Annotated in this window: 11 protein-coding genes and 1 pseudogene; 3 read left to right on the top strand and 9 right to left on the bottom strand. The window is 68.7% G+C overall.

The genetic code is table 11. The features are described 5' to 3' along the window. Nucleotides 1-16 precede the first annotated feature (16 nt). The 3 genes from AC1Z3W_RS36955 to exaC all read right to left on the bottom strand — a co-directional run bounded on the left by AC1Z3W_RS36955 (nt 17) and on the right by exaC (nt 3,614). Nucleotides 17-1,051 (bottom strand): helix-turn-helix domain-containing protein, encoded by a 1,035-nt coding sequence (locus AC1Z3W_RS36955; protein ID WP_483509504.1) that lies wholly within the window; start codon nt 1,049-1,051, stop codon nt 17-19. 185 nt (nt 1,052-1,236) lie between these two features. Beyond that, nucleotides 1,237-1,782: a hypothetical protein gene (locus AC1Z3W_RS36950; RefSeq protein ID WP_175826701.1), complete on the bottom strand. Its 546-nt coding sequence runs from the start codon at nt 1,780-1,782 to the stop codon at nt 1,237-1,239. A 305-nt stretch (nt 1,783-2,087) separates the two neighbouring features. Next, nucleotides 2,088-3,614, bottom strand: a complete 1,527-nt coding sequence (exaC, locus tag AC1Z3W_RS36945) for an acetaldehyde dehydrogenase ExaC (RefSeq protein ID WP_483509503.1) — start codon at nt 3,612-3,614, stop codon at nt 2,088-2,090. A gap of 317 nt (nt 3,615-3,931) precedes the next feature. Between exaC and AC1Z3W_RS36940 the strand changes: the two genes are divergently transcribed. Then, nucleotides 3,932-4,360, top strand: a complete 429-nt coding sequence (locus AC1Z3W_RS36940) for a pyridoxamine 5'-phosphate oxidase family protein (protein WP_124835700.1) — start codon at nt 3,932-3,934, stop codon at nt 4,358-4,360. A 202-nt stretch (nt 4,361-4,562) separates the two neighbouring features. Here the strand turns inward: AC1Z3W_RS36940 and AC1Z3W_RS36935 are convergent, their stop codons facing one another. Further along, the gene (locus AC1Z3W_RS36935) at nt 4,563-6,170 is read right to left on the bottom strand and encodes an MFS transporter (protein ID WP_483509502.1); all 1,608 of its coding nucleotides are present in this window, start codon (nt 6,168-6,170) and stop codon (nt 4,563-4,565) included. Between the two features lie 146 nt (nt 6,171-6,316). Between AC1Z3W_RS36935 and AC1Z3W_RS36930 the strand changes: the two genes are divergently transcribed. Then, on the top strand, nt 6,317-7,201 hold the full coding sequence (locus AC1Z3W_RS36930; protein WP_483509501.1) for a LysR family transcriptional regulator: 885 nt from the start codon (nt 6,317-6,319) through the stop codon (nt 7,199-7,201). Nucleotides 7,202-7,288: 87 nt separating this feature from the next. Here the strand turns inward: AC1Z3W_RS36930 and eutC are convergent, their stop codons facing one another. The 4 genes from eutC to AC1Z3W_RS36910 all read right to left on the bottom strand — a co-directional run bounded on the left by eutC (nt 7,289) and on the right by AC1Z3W_RS36910 (nt 12,666). Then, nucleotides 7,289-8,083, bottom strand: a complete 795-nt coding sequence (gene eutC, locus AC1Z3W_RS36925) for an ethanolamine ammonia-lyase subunit EutC (RefSeq protein WP_057927934.1) — start codon at nt 8,081-8,083, stop codon at nt 7,289-7,291. Further along, the gene (locus AC1Z3W_RS36920; RefSeq protein WP_483509500.1) at nt 8,080-9,477 is read right to left on the bottom strand and encodes an ethanolamine ammonia-lyase subunit EutB; all 1,398 of its coding nucleotides are present in this window, start codon (nt 9,475-9,477) and stop codon (nt 8,080-8,082) included. Before AC1Z3W_RS36920 ends, eutC begins: the two co-directional genes overlap by 4 nt. A 111-nt stretch (nt 9,478-9,588) precedes the next feature. Then, nucleotides 9,589-11,001: an ethanolamine permease gene (gene eat, locus AC1Z3W_RS36915; protein ID WP_483509499.1), complete on the bottom strand. Its 1,413-nt coding sequence runs from the start codon at nt 10,999-11,001 to the stop codon at nt 9,589-9,591. A 201-nt stretch (nt 11,002-11,202) separates the two neighbouring features. Next, nucleotides 11,203-12,666 carry a mechanosensitive ion channel gene (locus AC1Z3W_RS36910; protein WP_057927937.1) on the bottom strand — a complete coding sequence of 488 codons (1,464 nt, stop codon included), beginning with the start codon at nt 12,664-12,666 and terminating at the stop codon, nt 11,203-11,205. 343 nt (nt 12,667-13,009) lie between these two features. On the opposite strand from AC1Z3W_RS36910, the pseudogene AC1Z3W_RS36905 reads away from it, so the two are divergent. Continuing rightward, nucleotides 13,010-13,555 (top strand): annotated as a pseudogene (locus tag AC1Z3W_RS36905) (AraC family transcriptional regulator); the annotation flags it as partial. 221 nt (nt 13,556-13,776) lie between these two features. Here the strand turns inward: AC1Z3W_RS36905 and AC1Z3W_RS36900 are convergent. Beyond that, nucleotides 13,777-14,142, bottom strand: a complete 366-nt coding sequence (locus AC1Z3W_RS36900; RefSeq protein WP_483509498.1) for a zinc ribbon domain-containing protein — start codon at nt 14,140-14,142, stop codon at nt 13,777-13,779. Nucleotides 14,143-14,149: the final 7 nt, after the last annotated feature.

Genomic DNA, 14,149 nt, shown 5'->3' with positions numbered 1-14,149 from the left:
TGCGCCGCTGCACTGCTCACCCGGCCGCCACCATCACCGCGCGATCGCGCAGCGTCTCCGATGGCCGCTTGCCGAACAGTCGCCGGTAGTCGGTCGCGAACTGGCTCAGATGCCAGAAGCCCCACGCCTCCGCGACGTCCTGCACCGAACCGGCCGCCCGACCGCACAGGTCGCGCCGCGCGCCGTTCAGCCGCAGCGTGCGCAAATAGGTCGCGGGTGCCATGCCGAGCACGTCCTGGAAGCAGTACTGCAGCGTGCGCCGGCTCACGTGCAGCTGCTCGCACAGCTCGGGCACGCCGACCGGGCGCGTGCGATGCGCCAGCACGTATTCGCGCGCCTGCTCGACGATCCAGCGCCGCGTCGACGGCGCGCCGCCCACGCCGTCGTCCGCCGGCAGCGCGCATGCGTCGAACAGCGCGGCCAGCACCTCGGCCTGCAGGTCGTCGCGCTGCGCGTCGGGCAGCGGCCCGCCCACGGCCGCCGCGCCGTCGAGCCGGCCGCCGAGTAGCGCACACAGGCGCGCGAGCCGCGTATCGCCGGCCTGGATCACGCGCTGTGTGAACAGCCGCTCGTCGAGCGCGCGGTGTTCGACTTCCTCCGCGTAGCGGCGCAGCACGTCGCCGCGCACGACGACGCCGTAGATCGAGAACTGCGCGGGCGTCAGCAATTCGAATTCGACGTTGCCGGGCCGGAACGCGAGCGCGCCGGGGCCGATGCGGCACGCATCGACACGCGCGCCGCCGTCGCTCGCGAGCGGAATGCCGAACCAGTACGCGTCGCCGCGCACCTCGCACGCCTGGCGCAGCAGATGGCTGGTCGATTCGCGAAACAGCTTCATCGTGTCGAGCGGCAGCTCCGTCAGCGTGCCGACAAAGCGGCCGGCCGCGAGCTGGTCGTAGGTCTGCCGCCAGCCGATCAGGTTGCGTGCCTGCTCGTCGGCGTCGTGCGCGACGCTGACCACGGCCTGGCCGGCCAGCGCGTCGTCACCCTGCGCGCTGCACCGCGTGTCCTCGGCCGTCGGCTCGCCCATGCGCTCCAGTCGTTGATCCATCGTGTTCTCCTCACCTGCCCGGGACCGCGTCCATCACGCAAGTCCCGTGCCGAACCGTGCGGCCCGGCGACAAGCCCGTCATTCCACGCTGTACGGCCGACGCGCGCCATGCGGATGCACCCGGAGGCGGCCGCGCGCGCACCGCGCGGGTGCGGCATGCGCGCCAGCGGCAAGCCGGCGACGCACTACATGCCCGGTCGCAACCGCACGACGCGTGTGCCGCAGTTGCCGTACGCCTGCCCGACCGCCAGTTCGACGATCGGGCTGCCGGCCGACCAGGGCGCCGCGTCCGCTTCCGGCAGATCGGTGCGCAGTGTCGCGCGGCCGTTGATCCGGTAGCGGATGCCGCGCACGAAATCGATGAACAGCAGCCCGACGCCGCCGCCGTCGCACGCGAACGCATCGATCCGGGTGCCGTCATCGTGCATCGGCAGTGCGAAGCGCAGCGTCTTTGTGTCGATCACGCGCACGACCGGCCACAGATCGCCGTTCGCGTCGCGCATGCCCTGCACGATGTCGCAGGTCATGCGTGCCGGCCCGTCGCCGCTCGTCGTACCGACGAACATGAATGGCTGCGACTCGACGAACTGGCGCACGCCGATGCTCAGCCGGGTCGTGACGACGTCGCTCATCCGCTCTGCTTCGTCGACGACGCCGAAGCGGTGATGCGCGTCGAGCTCGCCCGCGTGGAACAGCGGGTGGCGCGGATAGGATCGGGGCGGTTCTACCATGCTGGTTTCCGTCGGGTCCGGCAGTGCGCAGCGAATGCCGCGAACATGCGATTGCCGGCGTAATGCCGGCGCCGCATGTCGAATGTGTCGAGACGAAAACGGCGAAGTGCCGGGAGAAAGGTCGTCAGCAGCATTGCCGCATCACTGCGGACACCGCCCGACGGCCGGACACGCATTGCCCGACCGTCGGACCTTTCACGGAAAACCCGATGCCGGACGCGTCGCCGTCCGGCACCGGCCACCGTACCAGGCAGCGTTGCGCTGCCGCCCGGCCGGCCCCGACACTTCGCCGCCTGCTCCGGCGATCAGAAGAACCCGAGCGCCTCGGCCTGGTAGCTGACCAGCAGGCACTTCGTCTGCTGATAGTTCGACAGCGCCATCTTGTGCGTCTCGCGACCGATGCCCGACTGCTTGTAGCCGCCGAACGCCGCGTGCGCCGGATACAGGTGGTAGCAGTTGGTCCACACGCGGCCGGCCTCGACCTCGCGGCCCATCCGGTACGCACGCGTGCCGTTGCGCGTCCACACGCCCGCGCCGAGCCCGTAGAACGTGTCGTTCGCGAGTTCGATCGCTTCCTGCTCGTCCTTGAACGTCATCACCGACGCGACCGGCCCGAAGATTTCCTCCTGGAACACGCGCATCCTGTTGTTGCCGAGCAGCATCGTCGGCTTCACGTAATAGCCCGTGCCGAGGTCGGCCGCCGGTGCCGTGCGCTCGCCGCCCGTCAGGCATTGCGCGCCTTCGTCGCGGCCGATGTCGATGTACGACAGGATCTTGTCGAGCTGCTGCTGCGACGCCTGCGCGCCGATCATCGTCTGCAGGTCGAGCGGGTGGCCGGCCTTGATGCGCTCGACCCGCGCGACGGCCTTCTCGATGAAGCGGTCGTAGATCGATTCCTGGATCAGGATCCGCGACGGGCACGTGCACACCTCGCCCTGGTTCAGCGCGAACATCGCGAGGCCTTCGAGCGCCTTGTCGAGGAACGCGTCGTCCTGGTCGAGCACGTCCGCGAAGAAGATGTTCGGGCTCTTGCCGCCCAGTTCGACCGTCGACGGGATCAGGTTGTCGGCCGCCGCGCGCAGGATGTGCTTGCCGACCGGCGTCGAGCCGGTGAACGCGATCTTCGCGATCCGCTTGCTGGTCGCGAGCGCTTCGCCCGCTTCCTTGCCGAAGCCGCTCACGATGTTGATCGTGCCGGCCGGGAACAGATCGCCGATCAGCTCCATCAGCACCATCACCGACGCAGGCGTCTGCTCGGCCGGCTTCATCACGATGCAGCATCCGGCCGCGAGCGCCGGCGCGAGCTTCCATGCCGCCATCAGCAACGGGAAGTTCCACGGGATGATCTGGCCGACGACGCCGAGCGGCTCGTGGAAGTGATACGCGACGGTGTTGTCGTCGATCTCGGAAATGCCGCCTTCCTGCGCGCGGATGCAGCCCGCGAAATAGCGGAAGTGGTCGATCGCGAGCGGCAGGTCGGCCGCCATCGTCTCGCGCAGCGGCTTGCCGTTGTCGATCGTCTCGGCCACCGCGAGCAGCTTCAGGTTCTTTTCCATCCGGTCGGCGGCGGCGAGCAGCAAGTTCGCGCGCTCGGTGACCGACGTCTTGCCCCACTTGCGGCGCGCGGCGTGCGCGGCGTCGAGCGCGAGCTCGATGTCGTCGGCACCCGAGCGCGGTACGCGGCAGAACGGCTTGCCGTTGATCGGCGATACGTTCTCGAAATACTCGCCCTTCACCGGCGGAACCCACTTGCCGCCGATGTAGTTGTCGTACTGCTGACGGTACGGATATTCGACGTCGAGGCCCAGTTGTTTCAGGTCAAACGGGTTCATACATGTCTCCTGTTCATCGTGCTTGTGTGAATAGAGCGCCGGTTGGATCGCGCTGCACGGTTTACGCAACATGCGTGCCACACCGGCCGAAAACGCAACAGGAGCGGTGCATCCGGCCGTTCGCCAGGGGCATGGCCAGCGCACGGAAAACGAGTGTCCCGATTCTGAACACCGCGGCGGTACAGCCGCGCGGCGGGTGTTCGGATTTACCACAGCGCATCGGCGCACGCGTCACCGTGCGCAACACTCGCCACATGGCATGTCGCTTGCGTGTGGAACGCCGATCCGCATGCATCGGCCACGCGCCGACCGACACCATGAACGATCCGGGCCCCCTCAGCGACGATGTCGTCGCGTTCATCCGCGAACAGGCGTTCCTGATCGTCGCGACCGCGAACGCGGCGGGCGACAGCGACTGCTCGTATCGCGGCCGCCAGCCGCGCGCGGACGGTTCGTTCGCCCCGCTCGTCGACCTGCCCGATCGCGGCACGCTCGTGCTGCCCGACTTCGCGGGCAACAACCTGTTCAACACGATCGGCAACCTGCTCGTGAATCCGGCGATCGCGCTGCTGTTCGTCGATTTCGTCCGGCAGACGACGTGGCTCGTGCAAGGGCGCGCGACGATCGACGAAGATGCGAGAAGCCGCGCGCATCTGTGGCCGGATGCGCTGCGCTACGTGGTCGTCGAGGTGGAAAGCGCGCAGGCGCGCGCCGACCCGGGATTGCCGTCGCTCGTGCTGGGGTGACGTGACGTGCAGTGACGTCGCCGAAGCGCGGTGTCCACACGTGCGGGCTCGCGCGGTGCGGCTCGCCCGCCGCCCGCCGCTGGTGCGCTGGTGCGCTGGTGCGCGCGGAACTCGGAACGCAGTTCGCCGCTACAAGACCGTGGCGGGCGCGGGATGCACGACCGAGCTTGCCGCAATGCCCGCCCCCGATGCGGCATCACCCTTACCGCCCGCTCGCGTCCGCGCAAGCCGGTTCGGTCCGGCGCCGCGCCCGCGCTTCGCCACGCGGCTGCTCACCTTCATCGCCGCGCCGCTCCGCAATCGCCGGCCGCGCACCCAGAAACGCGAACACGATGCCCGCGCACAGCACCGTGACGACCGCGAGCCCGATCAGCAGCCGATCGAACGCATGCGTATAGCTCGCGAGCAGCGCGGCCCGCGCGACGCCCGGCAACCCGGCCGCCGCACCGGCGAGATCGCCGGTCGCGAGCAGCGCGGCCGCCCGCAGTGTCGCATCGGAACTGCCCGTCGCCATCTGCCGCAAATCGGCGTGCGCGAGCGTCGCGAGTACCGCACCGACGATCGCGAGCGCGATCCCCTCGCCCGCGACGCGCGTCGTGCTGAAGATCCCGGTGGCCATCCCCGCGCGCTCCTTCGGCACGACACTGACCGACAGCCCGTCCATCAGCCCCCACGGCATGCCGGCCCCGACGCCGATCGCGAGCATCGGCGCGATCGCCGCCGGCCCCGCGCCGCCGCGCAGCGCGACGCCCAGCCATACGAGGCCCGCTGCCGCGAGCAGGAGCCCGAGCCCCGAGATCACGCCGGCCGACAGCCAGCGCGTGAGCGCCGCTGCGACGAGCGGTACGACGAGCATCGGCGCGGAGATCGCAAGCATCAGCCAGCCCGCGTCGATTTCGCTGAAGCCGTCGATGCCGATGAAGCGCAGCGGCAGCACGACGAGCAGCACGATGTAGCAGGAGCAGGTCGATATCGGCAGCACCTGCACGCCGACGAAGCGCGGAATGCGGAACAGCGACAGGTCGAGCATCGGCCGCGCGACGCGCGTCTCGATCGCGACGAACGCGCATGCGCCGAGCGCCGCGCCCGCCAGCAGCGCGACGACGAGCGGATGCGTCCAGCCGCGCGCGGGTGCCTCGATCACGCCGAACGTGAACAGCGTGAGTGCGGCGGTGAACGCGATCGTGCCCGGCCAGTCGAGCCCCGTCGCATGCGGATCGCGCGACTCGTGCATGCGCGGCAGCCCGAACGCGAGCGACGCGGCGCCTGCCGCCGCGCCCGTGACGAAGATCGCGCGCCAGCCGTAGTGCGCGATCAGGCCGCCGGCGAGCACCGGCCCGAACGCGAGCCCGATCCCGAACGTCGTGCCGAGCAGGCTGAACGCACGTGTGCGCGCCGTGCCGTCGAACTCCTGCGCGAGCGCGGCCGTGCCGCCCGCGAGCGCTGCGGCCGCCGCGAGCCCCTGCGCGGCGCGCAACAGGTCGACCGCGAGCATCGACGGCGCGAACGCGAGCGCGACCGACATCAGCGTGAACCCGCCGACGCCGATCGCGAACACGCGCTTGCGGCCGAACTGGTCGGCCAGCGCGCCCGCCGCCATCAGGAAACTGCCGAACGCTAGCATGAACGCGTTGGTGATCCAGTTCATCGCGACCGGCCCGCCGTGCAGGTCGCGCCCGATCGCGGGCGTCGCGACCGCGCCGCCCGAAAACGACAGCGGCAGCGCGACGGCGGCCATGCAAACGGCGGCCAGCACCCACGCGCGCCGGCGTGCCGACCTCGCTGAAACGGCTGAAAACGGGTGATCCATCATCGCTCCTCGAAAAGCGGGCGCGGATGCGCCTCTAGAGCGATCGAAGATAAATCCGATTCAATCATCGAAAAACCACACAAGACTCCGGATATAACGGATTAAAATTCCGCAATAACCCGCTTGCTGCCGGCACACTCGCATCGATGGAAAACCTGAACGGCATCGCCGCCTTCGTCCGCACCGCCGAAACGCTCAGCTTCGTCGCGGCCGGCCGCGCGCTCGGCATCTCGGCCTCCGCGGTCGGCAAAACGATCGCGCGGCTCGAGCAGTCGCTCGGCGTGCGCCTGTTCAACCGCACGACGCGGCGCGTCACGCTGACCGACGAAGGGCGCCATTTCTACGAACGCTGCCAGCGGATCCTCGAGGATTTTCGCGATGCGGAGGCGACCGTGACGGCATCCGCGCAACGCCCGCGCGGCAAGCTGCGCGTGAGCCTGCCGGTGATCGGCTACCGGTTCCTGCTGCCGGTGCTGCCCGAATTCCGGCAGCGCTATCCGGATGTGGAGCTCGACCTGGATTTCAACGACCGGATGGTGGATGTCGTCGAAGGCGGCTTCGACGCGGTGATCCGCAGCGGTCCGCTGTCGGATTCGAGCCTGATGTCGCGGCGGCTCGGCCCGTTCGCGTTCGTGCTGTGCGCGACGCCCGCGTATCTCGAGCAGGCCGGCACGCCGCAGGCCCCGCACGATCTCGAAGCGCACGATTGCGTGCGCTACTGCTTTCCGACCACGGGCAAGCTGCAGGACTGGGCGCTTGCCGCCGACGACGGCACGCCGCTGAAGCTGCGCACCGCGATGACCTGCAACAACATGGAAGCGCTGCGCGGCGCGGTCATGGCGGGGCTCGGCATCGGCTACATGCCCGACTTCCTCGCACGCGACGCGCTGGACACGGGTGCGCTCGTCACCGTGCTCGACGACTACCGGATCGCACCGGGGCAGTTCTCGATCGTGTGGCCGTCGAGCCGGCAGTTGTCGCCGAAGCTGCGTGTGTTCGTCGATTTTCTGTGCGAGCGACTGTTCAGGTAGCCGAATGACAAAGGCGTCGCCAGCCGCCCGGCAGGCCGCCCGAACGGCACCCATACCGCCACGCGACGGCGCCTCGCGCGGCCCGCTTCAGTCCGCCCCGATCCGCTCCGCTTCCGCGCGCGGCAACAGCGCATCGCTGTCGTCCTTCAACCCGACGCCCGTGAGGCCGAGCCGGCGCGCGTGCGTCATCAGGTAATGCAGCTTGTGCGCGGCGGCGGCATGCGGCAGCCCTTCGGGCCGCACGTTCGAGATGCAGTTGCGCAGCGCGTCGTGGCAGCCGACCTTCGGCGCCCACGTCAGGTATACGCCGAGGCTGTCCGGCGAGCTGAGCCCCGGCCGTTCGCCGATCAGCATCGCGACGACCTTCGCACGCAGCAATTCGCCGATCTCGTCGCCGAGCGCGACGCGCGCCTGCGTCGCGACCACCACCGGGCCGATCCGCCAGCCGTCCGCGTCGAGCCGCGGCCGCACGGCCTGCAGCAACGGCAGCGCCTGCTTCGCGGCCGCGAACGCCGACAGCCCGTCGCCGACCACGAACACGACGTCGGGCGCGTCGTCGAGCGCGGCGCCGTAACCGGCAAGCAGCCCGCGGCTGTCATCCGACAGCTTGCGGCCGAGATCGGGCCGGCGCAGATAGTGGTCGCGGTCCGGCGCGGCGCTCTGCACGCCGAGTGTCGGCAGCAGGCCGGCTGCCTCGATCTCGCGGCGCAGCGCGTCCGCGTCGAGCGGCTGGTGCACGGCGTCGCGCGCCTGCGCGTGCGACAGGTTGAACGCGAGCAGCGGCGCGGTCGGCAGGCTGTTGCCCGCGCGGCCGAGCGCGATCCGCGCATTCGTGAACGACTTCAGCTGCGCCCACGGATTCTTTTCGACGGCGTCGCTCATGCGGAAATCCCCATCCAGTCGTTCGCCCCCGCGAGCAGCGGCACGCGCGCATTCGCGGCGCGCAGCGCGCCATGCGCGTCGGCGATCTCCATCGTCTCCAGCCATTCCTCGAACTCGGGCGCGCGGCGCAGGCCGAGCACCTCGCGCACATAGAGCTGGTCGTGAAACGACGTGCTCTGGTAGTTCAGCATCACGTCGTCCGCGCCCGGAATGCCCATGATGAAGTTGATGCCGGCCGCACCGAGCAGCGTCAGCAGCGTGTCCATGTCGTCCTGGTCGGCTTCCGCGTGATTCGTGTAGCAGATGTCGCAGCCCATCGGCACGCCGAGCAGCTTCCCGCAGAAGTGATCCTCGAGCCCCGCGCGGATGATCTGCTTGCCGTCGTACAGGTATTCCGGCCCGATGAAGCCGACCACCGTGTTCACGAGGAACGGCTCGAACTTGCGCGCCACCGCATACGCACGCACCTCGCAGGTCTGCTGGTCGACGCCGAAATGTGCGTTCGCCGAGAGGGCACTGCCTTGCCCCGTCTCGAAGTACATCAGGTTGTTGCCGACCGTGCCGCGCTTGAGCGACAACGCAGCCTCGCGCGCCTCGCCGAGCAGCGCGAGCGAGATCCCGAAGCTCGCGTTCGCCTTCTCGGTGCCCGCGATCGACTGGAACACCAGGTCGACCGGCGCGCCCTTCTCGATCGCCGCGATCGTGTTGGTCACGTGCGTGAGCACGCACGACTGCGTCGGCACGCCGTAGCGTTCGCGGAATCCGTCGATCATCGCGAGCAGCTTCACGATCGCCGCGAGGCTGTCGGTCGCCGGGTTGATGCCGATCATCGCGTCGCCGCAGCCGTACATCAGCCCGTCGAGCATCGACGCGGCGATGCCCTTCACGTCGTCGGTCGGGTGGTTCGGCTGCAGCCGCACCGACATCCGGCCGGCCAGCCCGACCGTGTTGCGAAAGCGCGTGACGACGCGGCGCTTCCGCGCGGCCGCGATCAGGTCCTGGTTGCGCATCAGCTTCGACACGGCCGCGACCATCTCGGGCGTGAGGCCCGGCGCGATCCGCTCGAGCGCCGCACCGTCGGCCGCGGGCGACAGCAGCCAGTTGCGGAAATCGCCGACGGTGAGGTGCGAGATTTCCGCGAACGCGGCCGCGTCGTGATCGTCGAGGATCAGGCGCGTGACCTCGTCGTGCTCGTACGGAATCACCGCTTCGTTCAGGAACGCCTTCAGCGGCACGCCCGCGAGCGCGATCTTCGCGGCGACGCGCTCCTCCTCGCTCGCCGCCGCGACGCCGGCGAGCTGGTCGCCGGAGCGCAGCGGGCTCGCCTTCGCGAGCAGCGTCTTCAGGTCCGCGAAACGGTACGTGCGCGGGCCGATCGTCTCGGTATAGGACATCGTTCGAATCTCCTTGCCAGTCCTTGCCCATCCTTGCCGGACGGCGACGGCGCGCCCGTTCGACGGAGCGCGCCGGATGCCGTCACGAACGGCCTTGCAGGTTCGCCATCGTCACTCCTCGAGCAGCACGTCGGCCGGCGCACTTGCGCGCTGCGAACGGGTCGCGAGGAAGTACGCGTAGCCGAGCGCGAGGAACGCGACGAACACCATCGCCACCAGCCCGTTGAAGACCACCATCGTCCCGAGGCAAATGAGGGCCGCAACGATCGCGAATGCCGGGAAGAACGGGTACAGCGGCGCGCGGAACGGCCGCGCCATGTTCGGCTGCGAGCGGCGCAGCTTGAACAGCGCCGCCATGCTTACGATATACATCACGATCGCGCCGAACACCGACATCGTCACGATGTTCGCGGTGAGCGTCTGGCCGCCGAACTGGATCAGCTCGTCGCTGTAGATCGCGGCGATCCCGACCACGCCGCCCGCGAGAATCGCGCGATGCGGCGTCTTGAAGCGCGGATGCACCTTCCCAAGCCACTCCGGCAGGTAGCCTTCGCGAGCCAGCGCGAAGATCTGGCGTGAATAGCCGAGGATGATCCCGTGGAACGACGCGACGAGCCCGAACAGCCCGAGCCACACGAGCATGTGCATCCAGCCGCTGTTCGAGCCGACGATGTATTTCATCGCCTGCGGCAGCGGGTCGTTGATGTTCGCGAGCTTGGTCCAGTCGCCCGCGCCGCCGGCGAACACCATCACGCCGACCGCCAGCGTGACGAGGGTCAGGATGCCGGCCACGTAGGCGATCGGGATCGAGCGCTTCGGGTTCTTCGCCTCCTCGGCGGCCATCGCGACGCCTTCGATCGCGAGGAAGAACCAGATCGCGAACGGGATCGCCGCGAACATCCCGTGGAATGCGCCGACGCTGAAATGATCGGCGCCCGACCAGCCGCCCTTCATGAAGTTGCTCCACGCGAAGCCCGGCGACACGACGCCCATGAACACCAGCAGCTCGAAGATCGCGAACAGCGTGACGACCAGCTCGAACGTCGCGGCGATCTGTACGCCGACGATGTTCAGCGCCATGAACACGAGATACGCGCCCATCGCCGCGTTCTTCGGTTCGAGCCCCGGAAACTGCACGTGCAGGTACGCGCCGATCGCGAGCGCGATCGCGGGCGGCGCGAACACGAACTCGACGAGCGTCGCCGCGCCGGCGAGATAGCCGCCCGCCGGGCCGAACGCGCGGCGCGCATACGCGAACGGGCCGCCCGCGTGCGGGATCGACGTCGTCAGTTCGGTGAAGCTGAAGATGAAGGTGGTGTACATCGCCGCGACGAACAGCGCGGTGACCACGAAACCCAGCGTGCCGGCACTCGCCCAGCCGTAGCTCCAGCCGAAGTATTCGCCGGAAATCACGAGGCCGACCGCGATGCCCCACAGTTGCCAGGTCCCGAGCGTCTGCTGCAGCGCGGGCTGGCCGGACGACTTGGCGCCGGCGGCGGGCCGGCCATTCGACTCTGCTTTCATCGGATTCTCCTGAAAGGCGCCGGCCTGCCGGCCCGCGCGACTGAGAATCGATGCTAGAGGGTCATTAAACGACGTGTTATCGAAATTCGGCAAAGATCGCGGCTGACATTTCGCCGACGGAAATGACGGCCGCGGGCCGCGGCCGCCACGCACGCACCGTCCGGCCGCGCAAAGCGGCCGAAGCGCCGACGTTCACCCGCGTTACTGGCCGCCGCCGCGCTGGTTGAACCAGCGGTCGAGCAGCTTGCCGGCCGCTTCGCGGCCGCCGAGGCCGAACGACAGCGCGACCGCCACCGCGATCGCACCGAGCACGAGGCCGAACGCGAGCTGCACGATCTCGTTGGCGATGCCCATCGCGCGCAGCCCCATCGCGAACACGAGGCCAAGGATCGCGAATTGCGCGATCCGTGCGAACAGCACGCTGTGTTCGCGGTCGGCCTGCTCGATCACGCGGCGCGCGAGGCCCGCGAGCCACACGCCGATCACGAGGATCACGCCGCCCATCAGCACGTGGCCGCCGAATTCGATGAACAGCGTGACGACGTCGCGCACCTGCGTGAAGCCGAGCCGGTTCGCGGCCTCGACCGCCGCAAACAACATCGCGAAGAACACGATCAGCCGTGCGACCAGCACCGACGGCTGCAGGATCCCCGAGAACACGCGCTCGACGCCGAGCACGGCCGGCAGCCCGTCGGCGCCGGCGGCTTCCAGCAGCTTCTGCGCGAGCGACGCGACGAAGCGCGCGAAATAGAACGTGACGAGCACGATCACGATTGCCGCGACGATGTCCGGCACCGCGCCGAGGAACTGGTTCAGCATGTTGGTGGCGGGAATCGAGATCGCGTCGATCTTCAGCGCGTCGAGCGCGGAGATCAGCGTCGGCACGAACACGAATACGTACACGATCGTGCCGATCAGGCTCGACACGCGCACCGGCGTCGGGCTGTCGAGACGCGCGGTGAGGCGGTCGGCGCCGGCGGCGACCAGCAGGTTCGTCACGAGGCCGCGCAGCACGCGCGCGACGATCCAGCCGACGATGCCGATCACCGCGGCCGCGAACAGGTTCGGCACGATCGCGAGCAGCTTGTCGACCATCCCCTGCACCGGCGACAGCAGGCCGGACAGCGCGAAGGATGCGAGGATCGCCGGCAGGAACATCAGGATCACGAGCCAGAACAGCACGTCGCCGAGATAACCGCTCATCGGCTGCATACCTGCGCTTTCGGACAGCTTGTCGTCGACCTTGCTGGCCTTCAGCGCGCGGTTCGCGAGGCTGCGCAGCAGCGATGCGATGAGCCACGCGATCAGCGTGAGCGCCGTGCCGCCGATCAGGTTCGGCAGGTAATTGACGATGTGCGTGACCAGTAGCGAGAACGGATTGGACACCGCGTACAGGTTGAGCACGTTGAAGATGCCCACCGCTGTGACGAGCAGCACGAGCCAGAACAGCCCGCCGGCGATGATCCGCTCGACATACGCGCCCTGGCCGGTGCTTTCGTTGATCCGCTGATCGACCTTCAACGCGTTGAGCAGCCGGAGCGTACCGGCTCGCACGGCCACGGCGATCAGCCAGCCGATCACCAGGATGCCGATCGCACCGGCGATCTTGGGCAGGTATCCGCCCAATGTGGTCTGCAGCGACGTGATGAAGCTGGAAGCATCCATGTCTTCTTCTCCCGAAAAACGTGGCGTTGCGATTGAACATCGACGAACTACCTGCGTACTTCGAAAATCGTGCGTTGCCGTGCGAGCAACTTACCCGAGAAAAATGACGCGATCACCCGATTTCACCGTCTTTAACTTTAGACATTTATCGGCGGGGCGAGACCCCATTTCGGCGAAATAAAAAAGGGGCGGATTTATCGGCCCTACGCATCTCCGCACGATTGATCAATCGGCGGCGTGCTACCGTGGCGTCGATTCCTGCCGGGAGCGCGCGCATGACCGTCGACACGAAAGCCGAAACGTCCGCGTGGGTCCGCCATGCGACACGCGTCGCCCGAGTTCGCCCGCGCAGCACCGGCGCACCGCGATCCATCTGCCGATCTATCCGTTACAGCGAGGAGAGGAAGACATGTTCAAGCATGAAGTCGAGATCCGGCGGCAGCCGGAACTGCGCGGTTATGCGATTGCGCATACGGGCGCATACCTGAAGGTCGGCGACGCGTTCGGGCAGATCGGCGCATGGGTCGCGCAGCACGGGCTGATCGGCCCCGGCGCGAAGATGATCGGAATCTTCTACGACGATCCGGATACCACGCCGGAAGCGCAACTGCGCGCGAAAGCGTGCTTCGTGCCGGCCGACGGCGTGCCGGACATCGAGCCGGCGCCGCCCGTCGAGCGCATGACCGTCGCCGGTGGCGAGTACGCGGTGCTGCTGCATACGGGGCCATATGCGGACCTGAAGACGGCCTACCAGTGGCTGTACGGCGACTGGCTGCGTCACTCGGGCCGCGAAGCCGCCGACGCGCCGCCGTTCGAGCTGTATCTGAATACGCCGATGGATGCGGCGCAGGCCGACCTGCGCACCGAGATTCATTTGCCGCTGCGTTGAGCGGCTGGCTGAGGGTTGGGCTTGGGCTTGGGCTTGGGCTTGGGCTTGGGCTTGGGCTTGGGCTTGGGCTTGGGCTTGGGCTTGGGCTTGGGCTTGGGCTTGGGCTTGGGCTTGGGTATTCCGGCACAAGCCGGTGCGCGGTGCAAGGCGGCGCCCGTTGCAGGCGCCATGCCGTCGTCGAGATCCGCTGTCACACCGGCACGCCGACTGGCGATCGAGCCTTACCCGGCCTGCGTGCCGCAGCCCGGACAGAAGCGCGCGTCGTCGGCCAGCGCCGCGTGGCAGCGGCTACACGCCCTGCCGCGCTGTGACACGCCGCACTGCGCACAGAATCGTGCGTCCGCCGCGTTGATTGCGCCGCAACCCGCGCAGGCGAGCTGGCGCGACGGCACGTTGCCGCCCGGGCCGCCCTGCGCGCCGGCCGACGGCTGCCAGCCCCAGCCATGACGATCGCGGCCGCGTGTGTCGTGCCCGCCATGACCTTCCCGGCCCGCTCCGCCGTGATGCCCGCCGCCATGGCCGCCACTGCCGTACCCGCCGCCGTGCCCGCGCCCGTGCCCGCCCAGGAGCCGTTTCAGGAAGCTCATCGCCCGC

This window comes from Burkholderia sp. 10_S31, from assembly GCF_056930375.1.
Note: the sequence above shows the minus strand (reverse complement) of the source record. Positions and strands in the feature narration are given on the sequence as shown.

Bases quoted from the DNA above. Each gene is read 5' to 3' on its own strand.
- AC1Z3W_RS36955 (WP_483509504.1), bottom strand. From the start codon at position 1,051: ATGGATCAACGACTGGAGCGCATGGGCGAGCCGACGGCCGAGGACACG.
- AC1Z3W_RS36920 (WP_483509500.1), bottom strand. From the start codon at position 9,477: ATGTCCTATACCGAGACGATCGGCCCGCGCACGTACCGTTTCGCGGAC.
- AC1Z3W_RS36950 (WP_175826701.1), bottom strand. From the start codon at position 1,782: ATGGTAGAACCGCCCCGATCCTATCCGCGCCACCCGCTGTTCCACGCG.
- AC1Z3W_RS36930 (WP_483509501.1), top strand. From the start codon at position 6,317: ATGGAAAACCTGAACGGCATCGCCGCCTTCGTCCGCACCGCCGAAACG.
- eat (WP_483509499.1), bottom strand. From the start codon at position 11,001: ATGAAAGCAGAGTCGAATGGCCGGCCCGCCGCCGGCGCCAAGTCGTCC.
- AC1Z3W_RS36940 (WP_124835700.1), top strand. From the start codon at position 3,932: ATGAACGATCCGGGCCCCCTCAGCGACGATGTCGTCGCGTTCATCCGC.
- AC1Z3W_RS36935 (WP_483509502.1), bottom strand. From the start codon at position 6,170: ATGGATCACCCGTTTTCAGCCGTTTCAGCGAGGTCGGCACGCCGGCGC.
- AC1Z3W_RS36900 (WP_483509498.1), bottom strand. From the start codon at position 14,142: ATGAGCTTCCTGAAACGGCTCCTGGGCGGGCACGGGCGCGGGCACGGC.
- AC1Z3W_RS36910 (WP_057927937.1), bottom strand. From the start codon at position 12,666: ATGGATGCTTCCAGCTTCATCACGTCGCTGCAGACCACATTGGGCGGA.
- eutC (WP_057927934.1), bottom strand. From the start codon at position 8,083: ATGAGCGACGCCGTCGAAAAGAATCCGTGGGCGCAGCTGAAGTCGTTC.
- exaC (WP_483509503.1), bottom strand. From the start codon at position 3,614: ATGAACCCGTTTGACCTGAAACAACTGGGCCTCGACGTCGAATATCCG.